The organism is Mesorhizobium sp. ORM8.1 (assembly GCF_053005525.2).
Genome location: NZ_CM132600.1, coordinates 1396493 through 1410251, shown reverse-complemented (window position 1 = coordinate 1410251; position 13759 = coordinate 1396493). Strand labels below are relative to the sequence as shown.

16 protein-coding genes and 1 tRNA gene are annotated in these 13759 nt (G+C 63.0%); 4 read left to right on the top strand and 13 right to left on the bottom strand.

The window, feature by feature from the left end:
- Positions 1–133: 133 nt before the first annotated feature.
- Complete coding sequence (locus tag ACVDG8_RS07445; RefSeq protein ID WP_447254141.1) at positions 134–442, bottom strand: hypothetical protein; 309 nt, start codon at positions 440–442, stop codon at positions 134–136.
- A gap of 284 nt (positions 443–726) precedes the next feature.
- On the opposite strand from ACVDG8_RS07445, the gene ACVDG8_RS07440 reads away from it, so the two are divergent.
- Positions 727–1005 carry a hypothetical protein gene (locus ACVDG8_RS07440; protein WP_447254140.1) on the top strand — a complete coding sequence of 93 codons (279 nt, stop codon included), beginning with the start codon at positions 727–729 and terminating at the stop codon, positions 1003–1005.
- 173 nt (positions 1006–1178) lie between these two features.
- Here ACVDG8_RS07440 and ACVDG8_RS07435 read toward each other — a convergent pair whose 3' ends face one another.
- Positions 1179–1532: a hypothetical protein gene (locus ACVDG8_RS07435; RefSeq protein WP_447254139.1), complete on the bottom strand. Its 354-nt coding sequence runs from the start codon at positions 1530–1532 to the stop codon at positions 1179–1181.
- Positions 1533–1542: 10 nt separating this feature from the next.
- Here ACVDG8_RS07435 and ACVDG8_RS07430 point away from each other — a divergent pair, with 10 nt between their 5' ends.
- Positions 1543–1746 (top strand): hypothetical protein, encoded by a 204-nt coding sequence (locus ACVDG8_RS07430; protein ID WP_447254138.1) that lies wholly within the window; start codon positions 1543–1545, stop codon positions 1744–1746.
- Positions 1747–1936: 190 nt separating this feature from the next.
- On the opposite strand, the gene ACVDG8_RS07425 is transcribed toward ACVDG8_RS07430, so the two are convergent.
- Positions 1937–2215 carry a PepSY domain-containing protein gene (locus ACVDG8_RS07425; RefSeq protein ID WP_447254137.1) on the bottom strand — a complete coding sequence of 93 codons (279 nt, stop codon included), beginning with the start codon at positions 2213–2215 and terminating at the stop codon, positions 1937–1939.
- Between the two features lie 254 nt (positions 2216–2469).
- Here ACVDG8_RS07425 and ACVDG8_RS07420 point away from each other — a divergent pair, with 254 nt between their 5' ends.
- Positions 2470–2967 (top strand): plastocyanin/azurin family copper-binding protein, encoded by a 498-nt coding sequence (locus ACVDG8_RS07420; RefSeq protein ID WP_447254136.1) that lies wholly within the window; start codon positions 2470–2472, stop codon positions 2965–2967.
- Positions 2968–3078: 111 nt separating this feature from the next.
- Here ACVDG8_RS07420 and ACVDG8_RS07415 read toward each other — a convergent pair whose 3' ends face one another.
- From ACVDG8_RS07415 to ACVDG8_RS07405, 3 genes are all read right to left on the bottom strand, one after another.
- Positions 3079–3669: an NAD(P)H-dependent oxidoreductase gene (locus ACVDG8_RS07415; protein ID WP_447254135.1), complete on the bottom strand. Its 591-nt coding sequence runs from the start codon at positions 3667–3669 to the stop codon at positions 3079–3081.
- A gap of 6 nt (positions 3670–3675) precedes the next feature.
- A complete protein-coding gene (locus ACVDG8_RS07410) occupies positions 3676–3921 on the bottom strand; it encodes a hypothetical protein (protein ID WP_447254134.1) in 246 nt (81 codons plus the stop codon).
- Positions 3922–4143: 222 nt separating this feature from the next.
- A tRNA-Pro gene (locus ACVDG8_RS07405) sits at positions 4144–4220 on the bottom strand.
- A gap of 299 nt (positions 4221–4519) precedes the next feature.
- On the opposite strand from ACVDG8_RS07405, the gene ACVDG8_RS07400 reads away from it, so the two are divergent.
- Complete coding sequence (locus ACVDG8_RS07400) at positions 4520–6757, top strand: AGE family epimerase/isomerase (RefSeq protein WP_447254133.1); 2238 nt, start codon at positions 4520–4522, stop codon at positions 6755–6757.
- 16 nt (positions 6758–6773) lie between these two features.
- Here the strand turns inward: ACVDG8_RS07400 and ACVDG8_RS07395 are convergent, their stop codons facing one another.
- The 7 genes from ACVDG8_RS07395 to betI all read right to left on the bottom strand — a co-directional run bounded on the left by ACVDG8_RS07395 (position 6774) and on the right by betI (position 13678).
- On the bottom strand, positions 6774–7076 hold the full coding sequence (locus tag ACVDG8_RS07395) for a type II toxin-antitoxin system RelE/ParE family toxin (protein WP_447254132.1): 303 nt from the start codon (positions 7074–7076) through the stop codon (positions 6774–6776).
- Positions 7076–7333 carry a type II toxin-antitoxin system ParD family antitoxin gene (locus ACVDG8_RS07390; RefSeq protein WP_447254131.1) on the bottom strand — a complete coding sequence of 86 codons (258 nt, stop codon included), beginning with the start codon at positions 7331–7333 and terminating at the stop codon, positions 7076–7078. Before ACVDG8_RS07390 ends, ACVDG8_RS07395 begins: the two co-directional genes overlap by 1 nt.
- 67 nt (positions 7334–7400) lie before the next feature.
- Positions 7401–8864, bottom strand: coding sequence for a betaine-aldehyde dehydrogenase (betB, locus tag ACVDG8_RS07385; RefSeq protein ID WP_447254130.1), 1464 nt, complete (start codon positions 8862–8864; stop codon positions 7401–7403).
- A gap of 51 nt (positions 8865–8915) precedes the next feature.
- Positions 8916–10568, bottom strand: coding sequence for a choline dehydrogenase (gene betA / locus ACVDG8_RS07380; RefSeq protein WP_455707606.1), 1653 nt, complete (start codon positions 10566–10568; stop codon positions 8916–8918).
- Positions 10561–11565, bottom strand: coding sequence for a threonine/serine dehydratase (locus ACVDG8_RS07375; protein ID WP_447254128.1), 1005 nt, complete (start codon positions 11563–11565; stop codon positions 10561–10563). The genes betA and ACVDG8_RS07375 overlap by 8 nt, the downstream gene beginning before the upstream one ends.
- Positions 11562–13091, bottom strand: coding sequence for a choline-sulfatase (betC, locus tag ACVDG8_RS07370; protein WP_447254127.1), 1530 nt, complete (start codon positions 13089–13091; stop codon positions 11562–11564). The genes ACVDG8_RS07375 and betC overlap by 4 nt, the downstream gene beginning before the upstream one ends.
- Positions 13088–13678 (bottom strand): transcriptional regulator BetI, encoded by a 591-nt coding sequence (gene betI, locus ACVDG8_RS07365; RefSeq protein WP_447254126.1) that lies wholly within the window; start codon positions 13676–13678, stop codon positions 13088–13090. The genes betC and betI overlap by 4 nt, the downstream gene beginning before the upstream one ends.
- Positions 13679–13759 lie beyond the last annotated feature (81 nt).

Sequence of the window (13759 nt, the reverse complement as noted above, 5' to 3'; positions counted from 1 at the left end):
AGGGAACGTCCCTCGCCATTGGTCCTTCACGATGGTGAAGGTGCCCGTTGCCGAATCGTATGTCGTACTGGTTTGCATGCGTGAGTTATAGCGCTCGATCGGGCGCACGCCGACCCGGGTTCGGACGGCTTGGTCACGTCGGCCTATCCACGAGCGGCGTCTTGCGTTTGGGCGGCACATAGGCACTGATCAGGCGAACGTGAGCGATGTCGACGGTGACTGGAATCCCGAGATTAATCGTCACCTTGCCCTCATCGACGCGGGTGACACCGCCTTGAAGCTCGATCTCCTGACCGTGAGTCACTTTGGATGTTCGATCGAGGATCGAGTGCGGCTGTCCATAGGAAGGGATCGAAACGCTCACCCGGTCCTCTGTGACCCGCCTGCGCACCTTTGCCGTGATGGCGACCTCATCGCCAATGTTGATGCTGCCCTTTGCCATGCGGGATCAACTCCGAACAGGCGAGTTTGTTCACAAGGAGATGCTAATGGAACAATCTCCCTGCGATTCGGTTCGGTCGGGCGGCACGGTTCATGGATGGTTTGCCGGCCGCGATGGAGTCTCCCTCTTCTGGCTCCGGGACAGACCCGTCCCATCCAGGGCCCTGTTCACTTTTAGCTGCCCATTTCAGCGGCCCGGCGCGGCAGGGATGATCGCCCTCTTGGCAGCAGGGTGTGCACGAATATATTCCAGACTCGGCGGCGGCCCATTCACGAGGATCGCCAATGTCGAATAAATACCCCTTCGTCGAAGACACGTTAGGCAAGAAGCTGGAGGCCGGAACTGGTCTGTCCGTCTATTGCCTCACCTGTAAGCGCACGGCACTACTCGACGTCGCTGAGCTGGTGCACCGGCTCGGGCCAGATTATGGCTGCATGCACTGGAATCTGATCAAGGTCATCTATTGCCACGAGTGCCGCGCCGCCGGCCGGGATGATAGGAACCTGCAGTTCACCAATCATGTGGTGACGCCGGAGCGGCGAGCGCGGAAGCCGCGCCCTTAGCGGGCCGACAGCCACGTCCGTTGTTTTGGGTGGCATGTACGGTGTGCCTGCCGGGCCTTGGCCAAACTGTTGTGAGTCAGCCGGCCAATGGCGGCTATATATCAGTACTTGCTAAAACACGTTCCTCCACACACAGATAAAGCGTCGGCTCCACAGAGTAGGGTGCTGCTCATTCATGTGCCTGACAGCCAGGAGACGCACGGGCCACGTGTGGTGCTGAACAGCGGGCAACGGTGAACGAGGGCTCGGAGGGCATTCTGCGGCCCGACAGTCCGTTGGGGGAAATTCGACACGCTGGTCTCGTCGCCGATGGCTTCGACGCAGTTCGTGAATTTCAAGCTCTCCATCCTGACATTTGCCAGTGATGTGGCAAAACGAATAGCGGTGGAGGAGCCGCCGGCACCGGTCATGTCGATCGAAACGTTGTTGACGCCGCTATAGGCCGTTGTCGTGCCGGTCAGATACAAAAGAGACGTGGTGGCCGTGGATTTCAGCAGGGCATGGTTCTCTCCAAGAACCGCGGTCACCGTTCAGAGGATGATCGTCGGCAACGCCGGCGGCATGTCCGGCGCAGGTGTCGGGTTCACCAGAAATTCAAGCAATGGAGATACTGCTCCCTGGGTGGATTTTCTGTTCAATGCGCAAGGCGAAGACGTCGTCAGCGGCCGGCGCAGCGCGCCCATGGCCACGGCGAACTGGCCTCAGCCGCGCCGCAAGTCTGGGCTGAACTTGTCGAGGTGACCAGGCGGCCCGCGACCAGCGCGCGGCGGCATAGCCAGCCCAATGGTGAATGTCCTCGGAGGAATGGGAGGTGACCCAGGCGGTGACGAAGCTGAGCGCCAGTGCCCAGTGGAAACTTCGTACCACCCAGTCCCAGACGCGCACCATCTCCGGAGATGGTTGCGCGTCCGCGGTCGCTGAAACACTCAGATCAATTTTCGCCGGCTTCGGCATTGTCGAGCTTTTCAAGGGTCTCGGCATTGTAGGCCAGGTTCACTTTCTTGCCGGCCTTGTCGACCGCGTAGACTTCGTAGCAGCCCTTCTCCACCTTGATCTGGCGGACGGTGAGGCCTTCGCCGATCAATTGCGCCTCGAGCGTTGCCTTGGGCTTGAATTGCGATTTTGGCGCGGCGCTGCAACTGCCGCCGGCGGCGAGGGCTGGCGCTGCAATCAATCCCGCCAGGGCGGCTAACGTAAGTGTGCGGTACATGGTGGCTCCATTCTGAAAGCGCTGATGTTGCGCCTGTGGGTGGGATGCGGATCGGCTTTGGTCAGACGGCGATGTGACCGTCATCGGTGCGGCATAATCAATTCAAGCTGACAACCGGCTGACAGTTGTATGGCGCTGCGGATCAGGCTCCCGCCAGTCGGTTTGATCTGGCGCAAGGACGGCGTCTGACACGGCGAGCAGCATGACGGTCGGGATTGGGAGCGCTTCTGCTCCGTCCTGAAGGAGGGATTCCAATGAACGCCAAATCAAGGAGAGCGGCGCTCGGGCTCACTGGCGCAATGCTCATGGCCGGCAATGCCGGCGCCGTCCAGGCTGCCGCGCTTGTTCAAGTCTCACTGTGGGACAAGGGCGCGAGTATGGAGATGCCGATGGGCCTTGCCTATGAGACGCCAGGCCTTGATCTGGCCAAGGCGACCATGGGCATCAAGGCTTTGCCCGGTGCGGTGAAGGCCGGGGAGGTGACCTTCAATGTTAAAAATGATTCCAAGGACACCGTTCACGAAATGATCGTGATGTACCTTGCCGATCCTGGCAAGTCGCTTCCTTATGTTGACGCCGAGAACCGGGTCGACGAAGACAAGGCGGGCGATAAGGGTGAGGTTTCGGAGCTTGATCCCGGCAAATCAGGTACTTTGACCGTCGACCTGAAGGCTGGAAAATATCTGCTCATCTGCAACGTGCCAGGTCACTATGGAGCTGGCATGTGGGCCGAATTTACCGTCCATCCATAAGCTCCGTATCAGGGAGTTCCGCTTGGCCCGGAACCTGCGACTGTCTTACGACGGCAAGGTTACACGTGAAGTGAAGTCAGCTGTCGTGCCGTGATGACAATCGAGTTGCGTTTAGCCGGCGCGTTCTCCCAGTTCACGCATCTGCCGGATCCATTTCGCGCGGGTTGCATCGCTGGCGCTGGCAACCATGCCGAACAAGGTCTCGCGCACCGGACTGATGCCGACAAAGTGGAGGATGCTTCGCCGCATGCCGGCGATGCCGTGTCCAAGGAACCACAGCCGGTAGAGGACGGACGGCATGCTCATCGTCACCACGACGCGTGCAGAGCGGCCGCGAAGCAGTGTCTTGGTGAAGCCGCCGCTCTTGTCCGGGTAGGCGAAGGCCATGCCGGGCCGCATCACCTGTTCCAAAAAGGCCTTGAGCATGGCTGGCATGGTTCCGAGCCACAGCGGAAAGACAAAGACGATATGCTCTGCCCAGACGATCGCCTCGGCTGCATCCCGCAACTGGTCAGGAACCGAACCGTGTTCGAATTCCTGCATGGTTCGCAGCATCGGAAAATCAAGCGCTGCTAGGTCGACCCGACGGACGGCATGCCCTGCCATCTCGGCGCCCTCGCCATAGGCCTTGGCCAGACCGCGGCAGAGCCGGTCCGGGCACGAATCGGGATATCCGACCACAATGAGGATGCGTCGCGACATGGTCTACTAAGGCCGTTCGACGCGTGCCACCTGATAGGTGTGCATGGCGCCGTTGCGCTGGATCGACACGTACTCACCGGTGACAAATCGTTCATCGCCGAGACGAAAGCCGACCTCGTCTTCGCGATCGCCTTCCGCGTAATCGAAATACCATGCCAGCCAGGCTTGCGGCGGAGCCGGCCAATCAGATCCTCCTCGCCGATGCGAAATCGGCGATGCCTGTTCTTCTAAGCACCTCTCTGACGTTTGCATCTGCTGCGCTCGCCCAGCTGGTCTTATACGGCCTCACCACATTGCCTCCTGCGGGCCATGACCTCAGCATTCACTTTGGTCGGATTTGCATCAAGGGGAAGATATCTCGAAAGCGCGTCAAGCGCGTTCGCGCCTGCACCGAGCTGCCCAGATCTGCATCTGTTTCTGTGGGGATATCTGTGGGGTAGCGGAATCATATCATCGCTAACCTATTGTTTTTTCTGGTCGGAGTGGCAGGATTTGAACCTGCGACCCCCTCGTCCCGAACGAGGTGCGCTACCAGACTGCGCTACACTCCGTGACCAGACCGCGGGCTTATAGCCGCCGCTTTCCGATCCTGCAAGCGCCATGGCAGCACTTCTGTCGCATTTCGCCGGCTTTCGCCGCGATGGTCCGGACGGCAGGAAATTCAGGCGGCCCGCGAAACACGACTTCCAGCCTGCATGGCCAATCGTGAAGCCGCCAAGCGCTTCGCCATCTCGCGAAAATGCGAACCGCTCTGGCTCTTCGCTTTCATGCAACTCAGGGCAGAAAACCGTTTCACACTTTTTCGCGAATTGCTCTAAAACGAGGCCCCGGCCGCCTGGAGTTCCGAGTCTTGCCTCAGCGCATCGTCAGTTTCGTCATGAGCGGCGGCGTCGGCTCGCGGCTCTGGCCGCTGTCGCGTGAGGACAATCCCAAGCAGTTCCATGATTTTTCCGGCGACGGCTCGATGCTGGCCAAGACCTTGCGCCGGCTGGCGGCGCGGCCGGACGGCGAAACGCCGATCTTCCTGATCGCCGCAGAGCGTCACGCCGAGCGCGTCCATGCCGATCTCGCCGGCCTCGATCTTTCCGGCGGCGGTCCGCTGTTCGAGCCCACCGGGCGCAATACGGCTGCCGCCGTGGCGCTCGCCAGCCTGCGCACGCTCGCCGAATTCGGCGACGAACTGGTGCTGGTGGTGCCGTCCGACCATGAGATCTCGACGCCGCACAAGTTCTGGCAGAGCATCGAGGCGGGCGCGGCGGCGGCAAACGCCGGCCGTCTCGTGGTGTTCGGCCTCAAGCCGACCCAGCCCGAGACCGGCTACGGCTATATCGAGGTCGCGGCGGACAAAGGCGGCGTGTTCGACGTTTCGCGCTTCGTCGAGAAGCCTGATCTTGCCATGGCGCAAAGCTATCTCGCGGCCGGAACATTTTATTGGAACACCGGCATTTTCCTGTTTCGCGCCGGCGCGATGCGCGATGCGTTCGCGGCCTTCGCGCCCGATATCTGGCAGGCGACCGAAGCGGCTTATAAAGCGGCGACCAGCGATTTGTCCGGCCTCTACATGCCGCTGGAACTTTACACGGCGATCCCGTCGACCTCGATCGATTATGCCGTCATGGAGCGGGCGAGCGACATCGCAATGGTGCCCGCCGGCTTCCGCTGGAACGATCTCGGTTCCTGGCAGTCGCTGCTCGATGTCGGTCCATCCGATAGCCATGGCAATGTCATCGTCGGCGATGTCGTCGCCATCGATTGCGAGAACTCCTATATTCGCAGCGAGGGCCGCCTGCTGTCGGCGATCGGCATGAAGGATGTCGCCATCGTGTCGACGGCCGATGCCACTTTTGTCGCCCCGGTCAGCCACAGCCAGCACGTCAAGAAGATCGTCGAGCAGCTGGAGAAATCCGGCCGGCTGGAGACAAGGTTCACGCCGGCGCCGGACCGCGTCATCGAGAGTGGCGCCTGGCAACGGCGCGTACATCACTGGCTGTTCGAGGAGACGCTGCCGCTGTGGTCGACCTCGGGCGTCGACGAGCTTTATGGCGGCTTCCACGAGGCGCTCACCTTCGATGCCTCGCCGTTGATGAAGCTCAAGCGCATGCGCACGCAGGCGCGTCAGGTCTATGCCTTCGCGGTCGCCAAGGAGCGCGGCTGGGACGGCCCGGCCGACCGGCTGATCGCCCATGGCATCGACTTCATGGCCGGCAAGGGCCGCACCGAACGCGGCGGCTGGGTGCGCACGCTCAACATCGACGGTTCGGTCGCCGATCCGGTCGAGGACGCCTACGACCATTCCTGCGTGCTTCTGGCCTTGGCGCACGCCCACATTTCGGGCCACCCCGACGCGCTGCGGCTTGGCGAGGAAACCTTCGCCTTCCTCGATGCGCATCTGGAGGACAGCCGCATGACCGGCTTCCTCGAAGCCTCGGACGGCGCCGGGGAGCGGCGCTCCAACCCGCATATGCACCTGCTTGAAGCCTTCCTCGCCTGGCACCAGGCGACCGGCGATCGCGCCTATCTGCGTCGCGCCGCCCGCATCGTCGATCTTTTCCGCAGCCATTTCTTCGACGCCGAAAGCTGGACGTTGGGCGAATATTTCGACGAAGGCTGGAAGCCTGCCGCGGGCGAGAAGGGCAACTGGACCGAACCCGGCCATCACTTCGAATGGGCTTCGCTGGTTGTCGACTTCGCCGGCCGCAGCGGCCAGAGCGAACTCCCCGCTTTTGCCCGCAAGCTTTATGCCTCGGCGATCGCCAACGGCCTCAACCGCGCCACCGGGTTGGCCTATGGCGCGGTTTCGCGACAGGGCCTGCCGCTCGACACGGTCTCGCGCAGCTGGCCGCAGGCCGAGGCGATCAAGGCAGCGATCGCGCTCGACGGCTCGGGCGGGCCGGATCTCAAGCCCGAGATCGAGGCGCGCGTCGGCCGGCTGTTCCGCTGGCACATCGACCCGGCGCCGCTCGGCCTATGGATCGACCGCATCGACGAACGCGGCCGCTCGCTGGCGACCGATGTGCCGGCCAGCATCTTCTACCATCTGGTCTATGCGCTGACGCAGTATCTGGACGGAACGGCGGGGAAGGGGTGACGTCGATGCCAGCCCGCTAAGCGCTATCGTCCGTTTCGAAAATGGCATCGATATCGCGAGCGCCGTGCAGGACACGTTCAATTCGAACTTCGTCGCCTTCAGCCACGTAGAAGATTACATAATGCTGGAATGGGATAGACCGTAGATCCGGGAACAAGGAATAGCGAGGCGCGCCGCCACGTGGTGCGTCGGTGATGCGATCGCACCGCCCTCTGAGCGCCGTCACAAAGCGTCGAGCCGCTGCCGGATTTTCACCATGAATATAGTCGCCGATTTCCTCGACATCTCTGGCTGCGGCGGGTGAGAATGTGACAGCCATTATTTGTGGCGTTTATCGCGATACTTTACGTCCAGCCGGTCAAGAATCTCCGACGCCGGAATGCCAGGGCCGCTTTCTCTGCCCCTGCGGATATCTTCACGCAATGCTGTAAGTTTCGCTTGCCGCTGCTCCTCGCGCTCCTCCAACAAACGCAAACTGTCGCGCACGACTTCGCTAGCGCTCGCGTAGCGACCGCTTTCCACGAGCTCGCGCACCAATGCCTCGTAGCGCGAACCGATATTGTAGCTTGCAGGCATGCCATTACCCTTGGGTATTATCCAGTCTTATCAATTTATGATAAGTTGGCCGCGCTAGTTTGCCAAGTCAGTAAGGCGCTACCACGTCGCCCGTCTCGACATACACCGCCTTGAGCTGCGAGTAGTGCGCCAGCGCGGCCAGCGAGTTCTCGCGGCCGATGCCGGATTGCTTGACGCCGCCGAAGGGCATTTCCACCGGTGTCAGATTGTAGGCGTTGATCCAGCAGGTGCCTGCCTGTAGCTCGGCGATCACCCGGTGCGCGCGCGGCAGGTCGCGCGTGAACACGCCGGCCGCCAGGCCGAATTCGGTGTCGTTGGCGCGATCGATGACCTCGTCCTCGCCGTCGAACTTCAGAACGCTCATGACAGGCCCGAAAATCTCCTCGCGCGCGATGCGCATCGTGTCGGTCACCCCGGTGAACACCGTCGGCTCGATGAAGAAGCCGCCATCAAAGCCCTGCAGCGCCGGCACGTTGCCGCCGCAGGCGAGCGTGGCGCCTTCCTGCTTGCCGGCTTCGACATAGGAGACGACCTTGTCCTGCTGGGCCTTGCTGACCAGCGGCCCCATCTGCGTTTCCGGGTCGAGCGGATCGCCGATGCGGATCTTTTTCGTCCGCTCGACCAGTCGATCGACGAAGCGGTCGTGGATGCCGCTCTGCACGAAGACGCGCGTGCCGTTGGAGCAGATCTGCCCGGTCGAATAGAAATTGCCGAGCATGGCGCCGCCGATGGCGTTTTCGAGATCGGCGTCGTCGAAGACGATCAGCGGCGACTTGCCGCCGAGCTCCATCGTGGCGTGCTTCATCTTCGAGCCGGCGAGCGACAGCACCTTACGGCCTGTCGGCACCGAGCCGGTCACCGAAACTTTTGCCACGACATCGTGGCCGACCAGGCCCGCGCCGACATCGCCATAGCCCTGCACCACATTGAACAAGCCATCCGGCAGGCCGGCCTCCGAATAGATCTCGGCCAGCGCCAATGCCGACAGCGGCGTGTTCTCCGACGGCTTGAACACCATGGCGTTGCCCATGGCCAAAGCCGGCGCCGACTTCCAGCCGGCGATCTGGATCGGATAGTTCCAGGCGCCGATGCCGACGCACACGCCAAGCGCCTCGCGCCGCGTATAGGCAAAAGGTCCGCCGAGATCGATCATCTCGCCATTGAAGGTCGCGACCGCGCCGGCGAAATATTCCAGGCAATCGGCGGCCGAAGGCGCATCCGCCACCAGCGTCTCTTGGATCGCCTTGCCGGTGTCGAGCGTCTCGATCCGTGCCAAATCGGCATTGCGGGCGCGCAGGATGTCGGCGGCGCGGCGCAGGATACGGCCGCGCTCGACCGGTTTCATCCGCGCCCAGGCCGGTTGCGCTGCACGCGCGGCCTCGACCGCCAGCTCCAGCACGTTCGGCGTCGCCGAATGCAGCGTGGCGATGACCTCGCCGGTTGCCGGGTAGATCACCGGCAGCGGCGCGCCGCCCTCATCCTCGATGTAACGGCCGTTGACATAGTGCGATGCCGTTGGCTGGGCGCGCATGGCTTTCTCCAGATCAATTCGCTGAACAGGGCGATTTTGCCCGACAATGCCCTATCGGTCCGCCACCTGCCAGCGCGGATTGATCCATGGTTCCTGGTTGGACGGCGCCAGCGGCGTGCGGCCAAGGATATGGTCGGATGCCTTCTCGCCGGTCATGATCGACGGCGCATTGAGATTGCCGTTGGTCACGCGCGGGAAGATCGAGGAATCCGCCACCCGCAGCCCTTCGACGCCGATGACCCGGCATTCCGGATCGACGACGCTGCCGAGATCGTCGGCTCGGCCCATCCTGCAGGTGCCGCAGGGATGGTAGGCGCTCTCGGCGTGTTCGCGGATGAAGGCGTCGAGCTGATCGTCGCTCTGCACGTGGCTGCCTGGGGAAATCTCCTTGCCACGGAAGCCATCAAAAGCCTGCTGGCCGAAGATCTCGCGTGTCAGCCGGATGCAGTGGCGGAACTCGCTCCAGTCGTCGGCATGCGACATGTAATTGAAGCGGATCACGGGCTTGGCCTTCGGGTCCGGCGAGCGCAATGTCACCGAGCCGCGCGACTTCGAGCGCATCGGCCCGACATGCGCCTGGAAACCATGCGCCTTCGCCGCCGCCTTGCCGTCATAGCGCACCGCCGCGGGGATGAAATGATACTGGATATCGGGATAGTCGACGCCGGCTTGCGAGCGCACGAAGGCGGCGGCCTCGAAATGGTTGGTGGCGCCAAGTCCGGTCTTGAAGAACAGCCACTGCGCGCCGATCAGCGCCTTGGAGAACGGATTGAGCACCGAGTTCAGCGTGATCGGCTTGGTCGATTTCTGCTGGATATAGAGCTCCAGATGGTCCTGCAGATTGCCGCCGACGCCTGGCCGGTCGGCGACCACCTGAATGCCGTTTTCCTGCAGATGCGCGCCTGGGCCGATGCCCGACAGCATCAGGATTTTCGGCGAGTTGATCGACGAGGCCGCGACGATCACCTCACGCCGCGCCTTAACGACCTGAATCTGTTTGTTAGCTTCGATCTCGACGCCGACGGCTCGTTGATTCTCGATCACCACGCGCCGGGCGAAGCCCTTGACCACGCGGACATTTCCGCGCTTGAGAGCCGGCTTAAGATAGGCGTTGGCCGCCGACCAGCGGCGGCCGCCCAGGATGGTCTGCTCCATGGCTCCGAAGCCTTCCTGCTTCGAGCCGTTATAGTCGTCGGTGAGTTCGAACCCGGCCTGGCGGCCGGCTTCGACGAAGGCGCCGTAGAGCGGATTCTTACGCGTGCCGCGCTGCACATGCAGCGGGCCGCTTTTGCCCCGCCAGCCATCCTCGCCGCCGTCCGAATCCTCCATGCGCTTGAAGTAAGGGAGCACGTCGGCGAAGCCCCAGCCGGCCGCCCCCTGTTCGGCCCAGTGGTCGAAGTCATGCGCATGCCCGCGCACATAGACCATGCCGTTGATCGAGGACGAGCCGCCGATCACCTTGCCGCGTGGTGTGGCCAGCACGCGGCCGCCCAGATGCGGTTCCGGCTCGCTGGCAAAACCCCAGTCGTAAAGGCTCATGTTGAGCGGGATCGACAGCGCCGACGGCATCTGGATCAGCGGCCCGATATCGGTGCCGCCGAACTCGATGACGATCACCGAATGCTTGCCGTCTTCCGACAGCCTGTAGGCCATGGCCGAGCCGGCGGAGCCGGAGCCGATGATGACGAAATCCGCTTCAAGCATTGTTCATATGCGCCATGAAATCGGCGAGCGAGACATTGCCGCCGGTAGCCACAACCAGGACGGTTTTATCAGCCACATCCACCTTGCCGCCGAGAAGGGCGGCGAGCGATGCCGCGCCCGACGGCTCAAGCACCAGCTTCATCCGCTCGAAGGCGATCTTCATGGCCCGCCGCACCGAGGCGTCGTCGACTGTGATGCCGCGCGCGCGGGCTGCACGCACCGCCGCGAAGGGCGCGTCGCCGGGCTTGCGCGCCATCAGCCCGTCGCAGATCGATTTCGGCCCGATCGGCATGGTCTCGATCGCGCCATGCGCCAGCGAGGACCCCATGCCATTGAAACCTTCCGGCTCGACCGCGATGATCTCGGTCCTGGGCGACAGATAATGGAAGGCGAGCGAGACGCCGCCGATCAGCCCGCCACCGCCGACCGAGCAGAACACCAAGTCGGCATGCGTCTTCTTGGCCGCCAACTGGTCGAGCGCTTCAAGTCCAGCGCCGGCCTGGCCGGCGACGATCTCGGGATCGTCGAAGGGATGAAGCAAGGCCAGCCCCTCGGTCTCGGCGATCTCGCGCGCCTTGGCTGCAGCGACCTCTTCGCGGGCGCGCTCGCCATGGTCGGTCAGCACCACGCGGGCGCCGTAGCCGGCGGTGGCGTCGCGCTTGGCGGCCGGCGCATCGACCGGCATGACGATGGTGACGGGAATGCCGAGCGCCTGGCCGGCGGCGGCCAGCCCTTGCGCGAAATTGCCGGAGGAGTAGGCGACCACGCCTTGCTTTGCCTCGCCGGGCGTGAGCCGCTTCAGCCGCCAATAGGCGCCGCGCACCTTGAAGGAGCCGGCCCATTGCAGCGATTCCGGCTTGACGAAAACGCGCGCGGCACCCGTCTCCCGGGCAAGCACGGCCGATTCCAGCAGCGGCGTCACCTGCGTCGCTAGCGAGGTGACGGCATAGGCCTGTTTCAGATGGTCGATGGTGGGAACCAGAATATCAGCCATCATTCGCCTCGCGGATACCGTTTGCTGTCTTCGAGATTGTCGAGGTTCATATGATTGCGCATGTAGCGCTCCGACGCCTTTTGCAGCGGCTGGAAATCCCATGGGTAATAGGCGCCGTTGCGCAGCGCCGGATAGACGACCCAGCGGCGCGCCTGGCTTTCGCGCACGGCCGCGTCGAAACCGGCCATGTCCCAGCGTGCCCGTACCTTCTCCATGAAGGCTGCCACCAGCGCTGCGTTCGCCGGATCGTCGGCGAGGTTGTCGCGCTCGAGCCGATCGGTTTCGAGATTGAACAATAGCGGCGGGTCCAGCTCGCAATGGACGAATTTATATTTGCCTTCGCGGATTGCGACCAGAGGCGCATAGGAACCCTCGGCCGCATACTCGATCAAAACAGGCGCCGTGCGCTGCCCGCCATTGGCAAGCGGCAGCAGCGATTGGCCGTCGGTCCATGGCGCGATTGCCGCGATGTCGATGCCGGCGAGGTCGCACAGCGTCGGCGTCACGTCGAGATTGGAGACCGACGCCTCAATCAGCCCAGCGGGAACGCCCTTGCCGGCGATCATCAGCGGCACGCGCACCGATCCCTCGAAGAAGCTCATCTTGAACCACAGGCCCCGCTCGCCCAGCATGTCGCCATGGTCCGAGCAGAACAGGATCGTGGTGTCGTCGAGCATTCGCGTCCGCCTGAGGACGTCCAGAAGCTCGCCGAGCTTGTCGTCGACATAGGAGATGTTGGCGAAATAGCCGCGCCGTGAGCGACGCACCTGTTCGCGGGTGATCTCGAACGACGGATAATCGCTGGCGTGGTACAGCCGCTGCGAATGCGTGTCCTGCTCGTCATGCGCGATGAACCCGGTTTCCGGGTCCAACGCCTGGCAATGCTCGTAGAGATCCCAGTATTGCTTGCGCGCGACGTAGGGGTCGTGCGGGTGCGACAGCGAAACGGTGAGGCACCAGGGCCGATGGCTCGCGTCGTCCTGTTCGCGTGACAGCTGGTAGAGTTTCTGCGTGGCCAGGAACACGACCTCGTCGTCATACTCCATCTGGTTGGTGGTCTCGGCGACGCCGGCGCCGGTGACGGAACCCAGATTGTGGTACCACCATTCGATGCGTTCGCCGGGCTTGCGGTAGTCCGGCGTCCATCCGAAATCGGCAGGGTAGATGTCGGTTGTCAGCCGTTCCTCGAAGCCGTGCAACTGGTCCGGCCCGACGAAATGCATCTTGCCCGACAGGCAGGTGTAGTAGCCATTGGCGCGTAGATGATGGGCAAAGGTCGGGATCGAGGACGCGAACTCGGCCGCGTTGTCATAGACGCCGGTGCGCGACGGCAATTGTCCGCTCATGAACGAGGCGCGGCCCGGCGCGCAGAGCGGCGATGCAGTGTAGTTGTTGGCAAAGCGCGCCGAGCGGGCGGCCAGCGCCTTCAGATTCGGCACGTGGAGGAAGTCGGCCGGTCCGTCCGGAAAGAACGTGCCGTTGAGCTGATCGACCATGACGATCAGGAGATTCGGTCGTCCGGTCGTCAAGGCAGGCTCCGTCCTTTGAGCTTGGTTTCGAGATAGTCTTCGATGAGCGCGATCGCGGTAGCCGCGTCCGGCACGCCGTCCTTCAGCGCGCGCCGGATATAGAGCCCGTCGATCAGCGCCGCGGTCGCTTCCGCCACGCGGTCGGCCTCGGCCCGCGGCAGGATGCCGCTCAGCCCGCTCATCAGGTTGGAATGCAGCCGCCGCGCATAGATGCGCAGGAGGCGCCGCAACTCGGTCGATTTTTGCGCCTCGACATAGAAGGCGAGCCACGCGGCGATGATCTCGGCCTGGAACTGCTCGTCAGAGAAGCTGACCGCGACAACGGTCGAGACACGCTGGCGTGCCGTGGCGGCGAGGCGAAACGCGCGCCGCGTATCGGCGTTGAGCTCGGCCAGGATGTGCCGCATCGTTGCGAACAGCAATTCGTCCTTGGCGCCGAAATAGTGGTGCGCCAGCGCCGACGATACGCCGGCGCGGCCGGCGATCTCCGACATGGTGACGTCCAGCGAACCGCGCTCGCCGATCGCGGAGATCGTCGCGTCGATCAGCGCCTTGCGGCGCAGCGGTTCCATTCCGACTTTTGGCATGTGGGGAGCCCGGTTCGAGCACATGATTATTTTTTATTGACGGATCAATCAATAAAAAAATCGACACTCGGATCAAGCGAT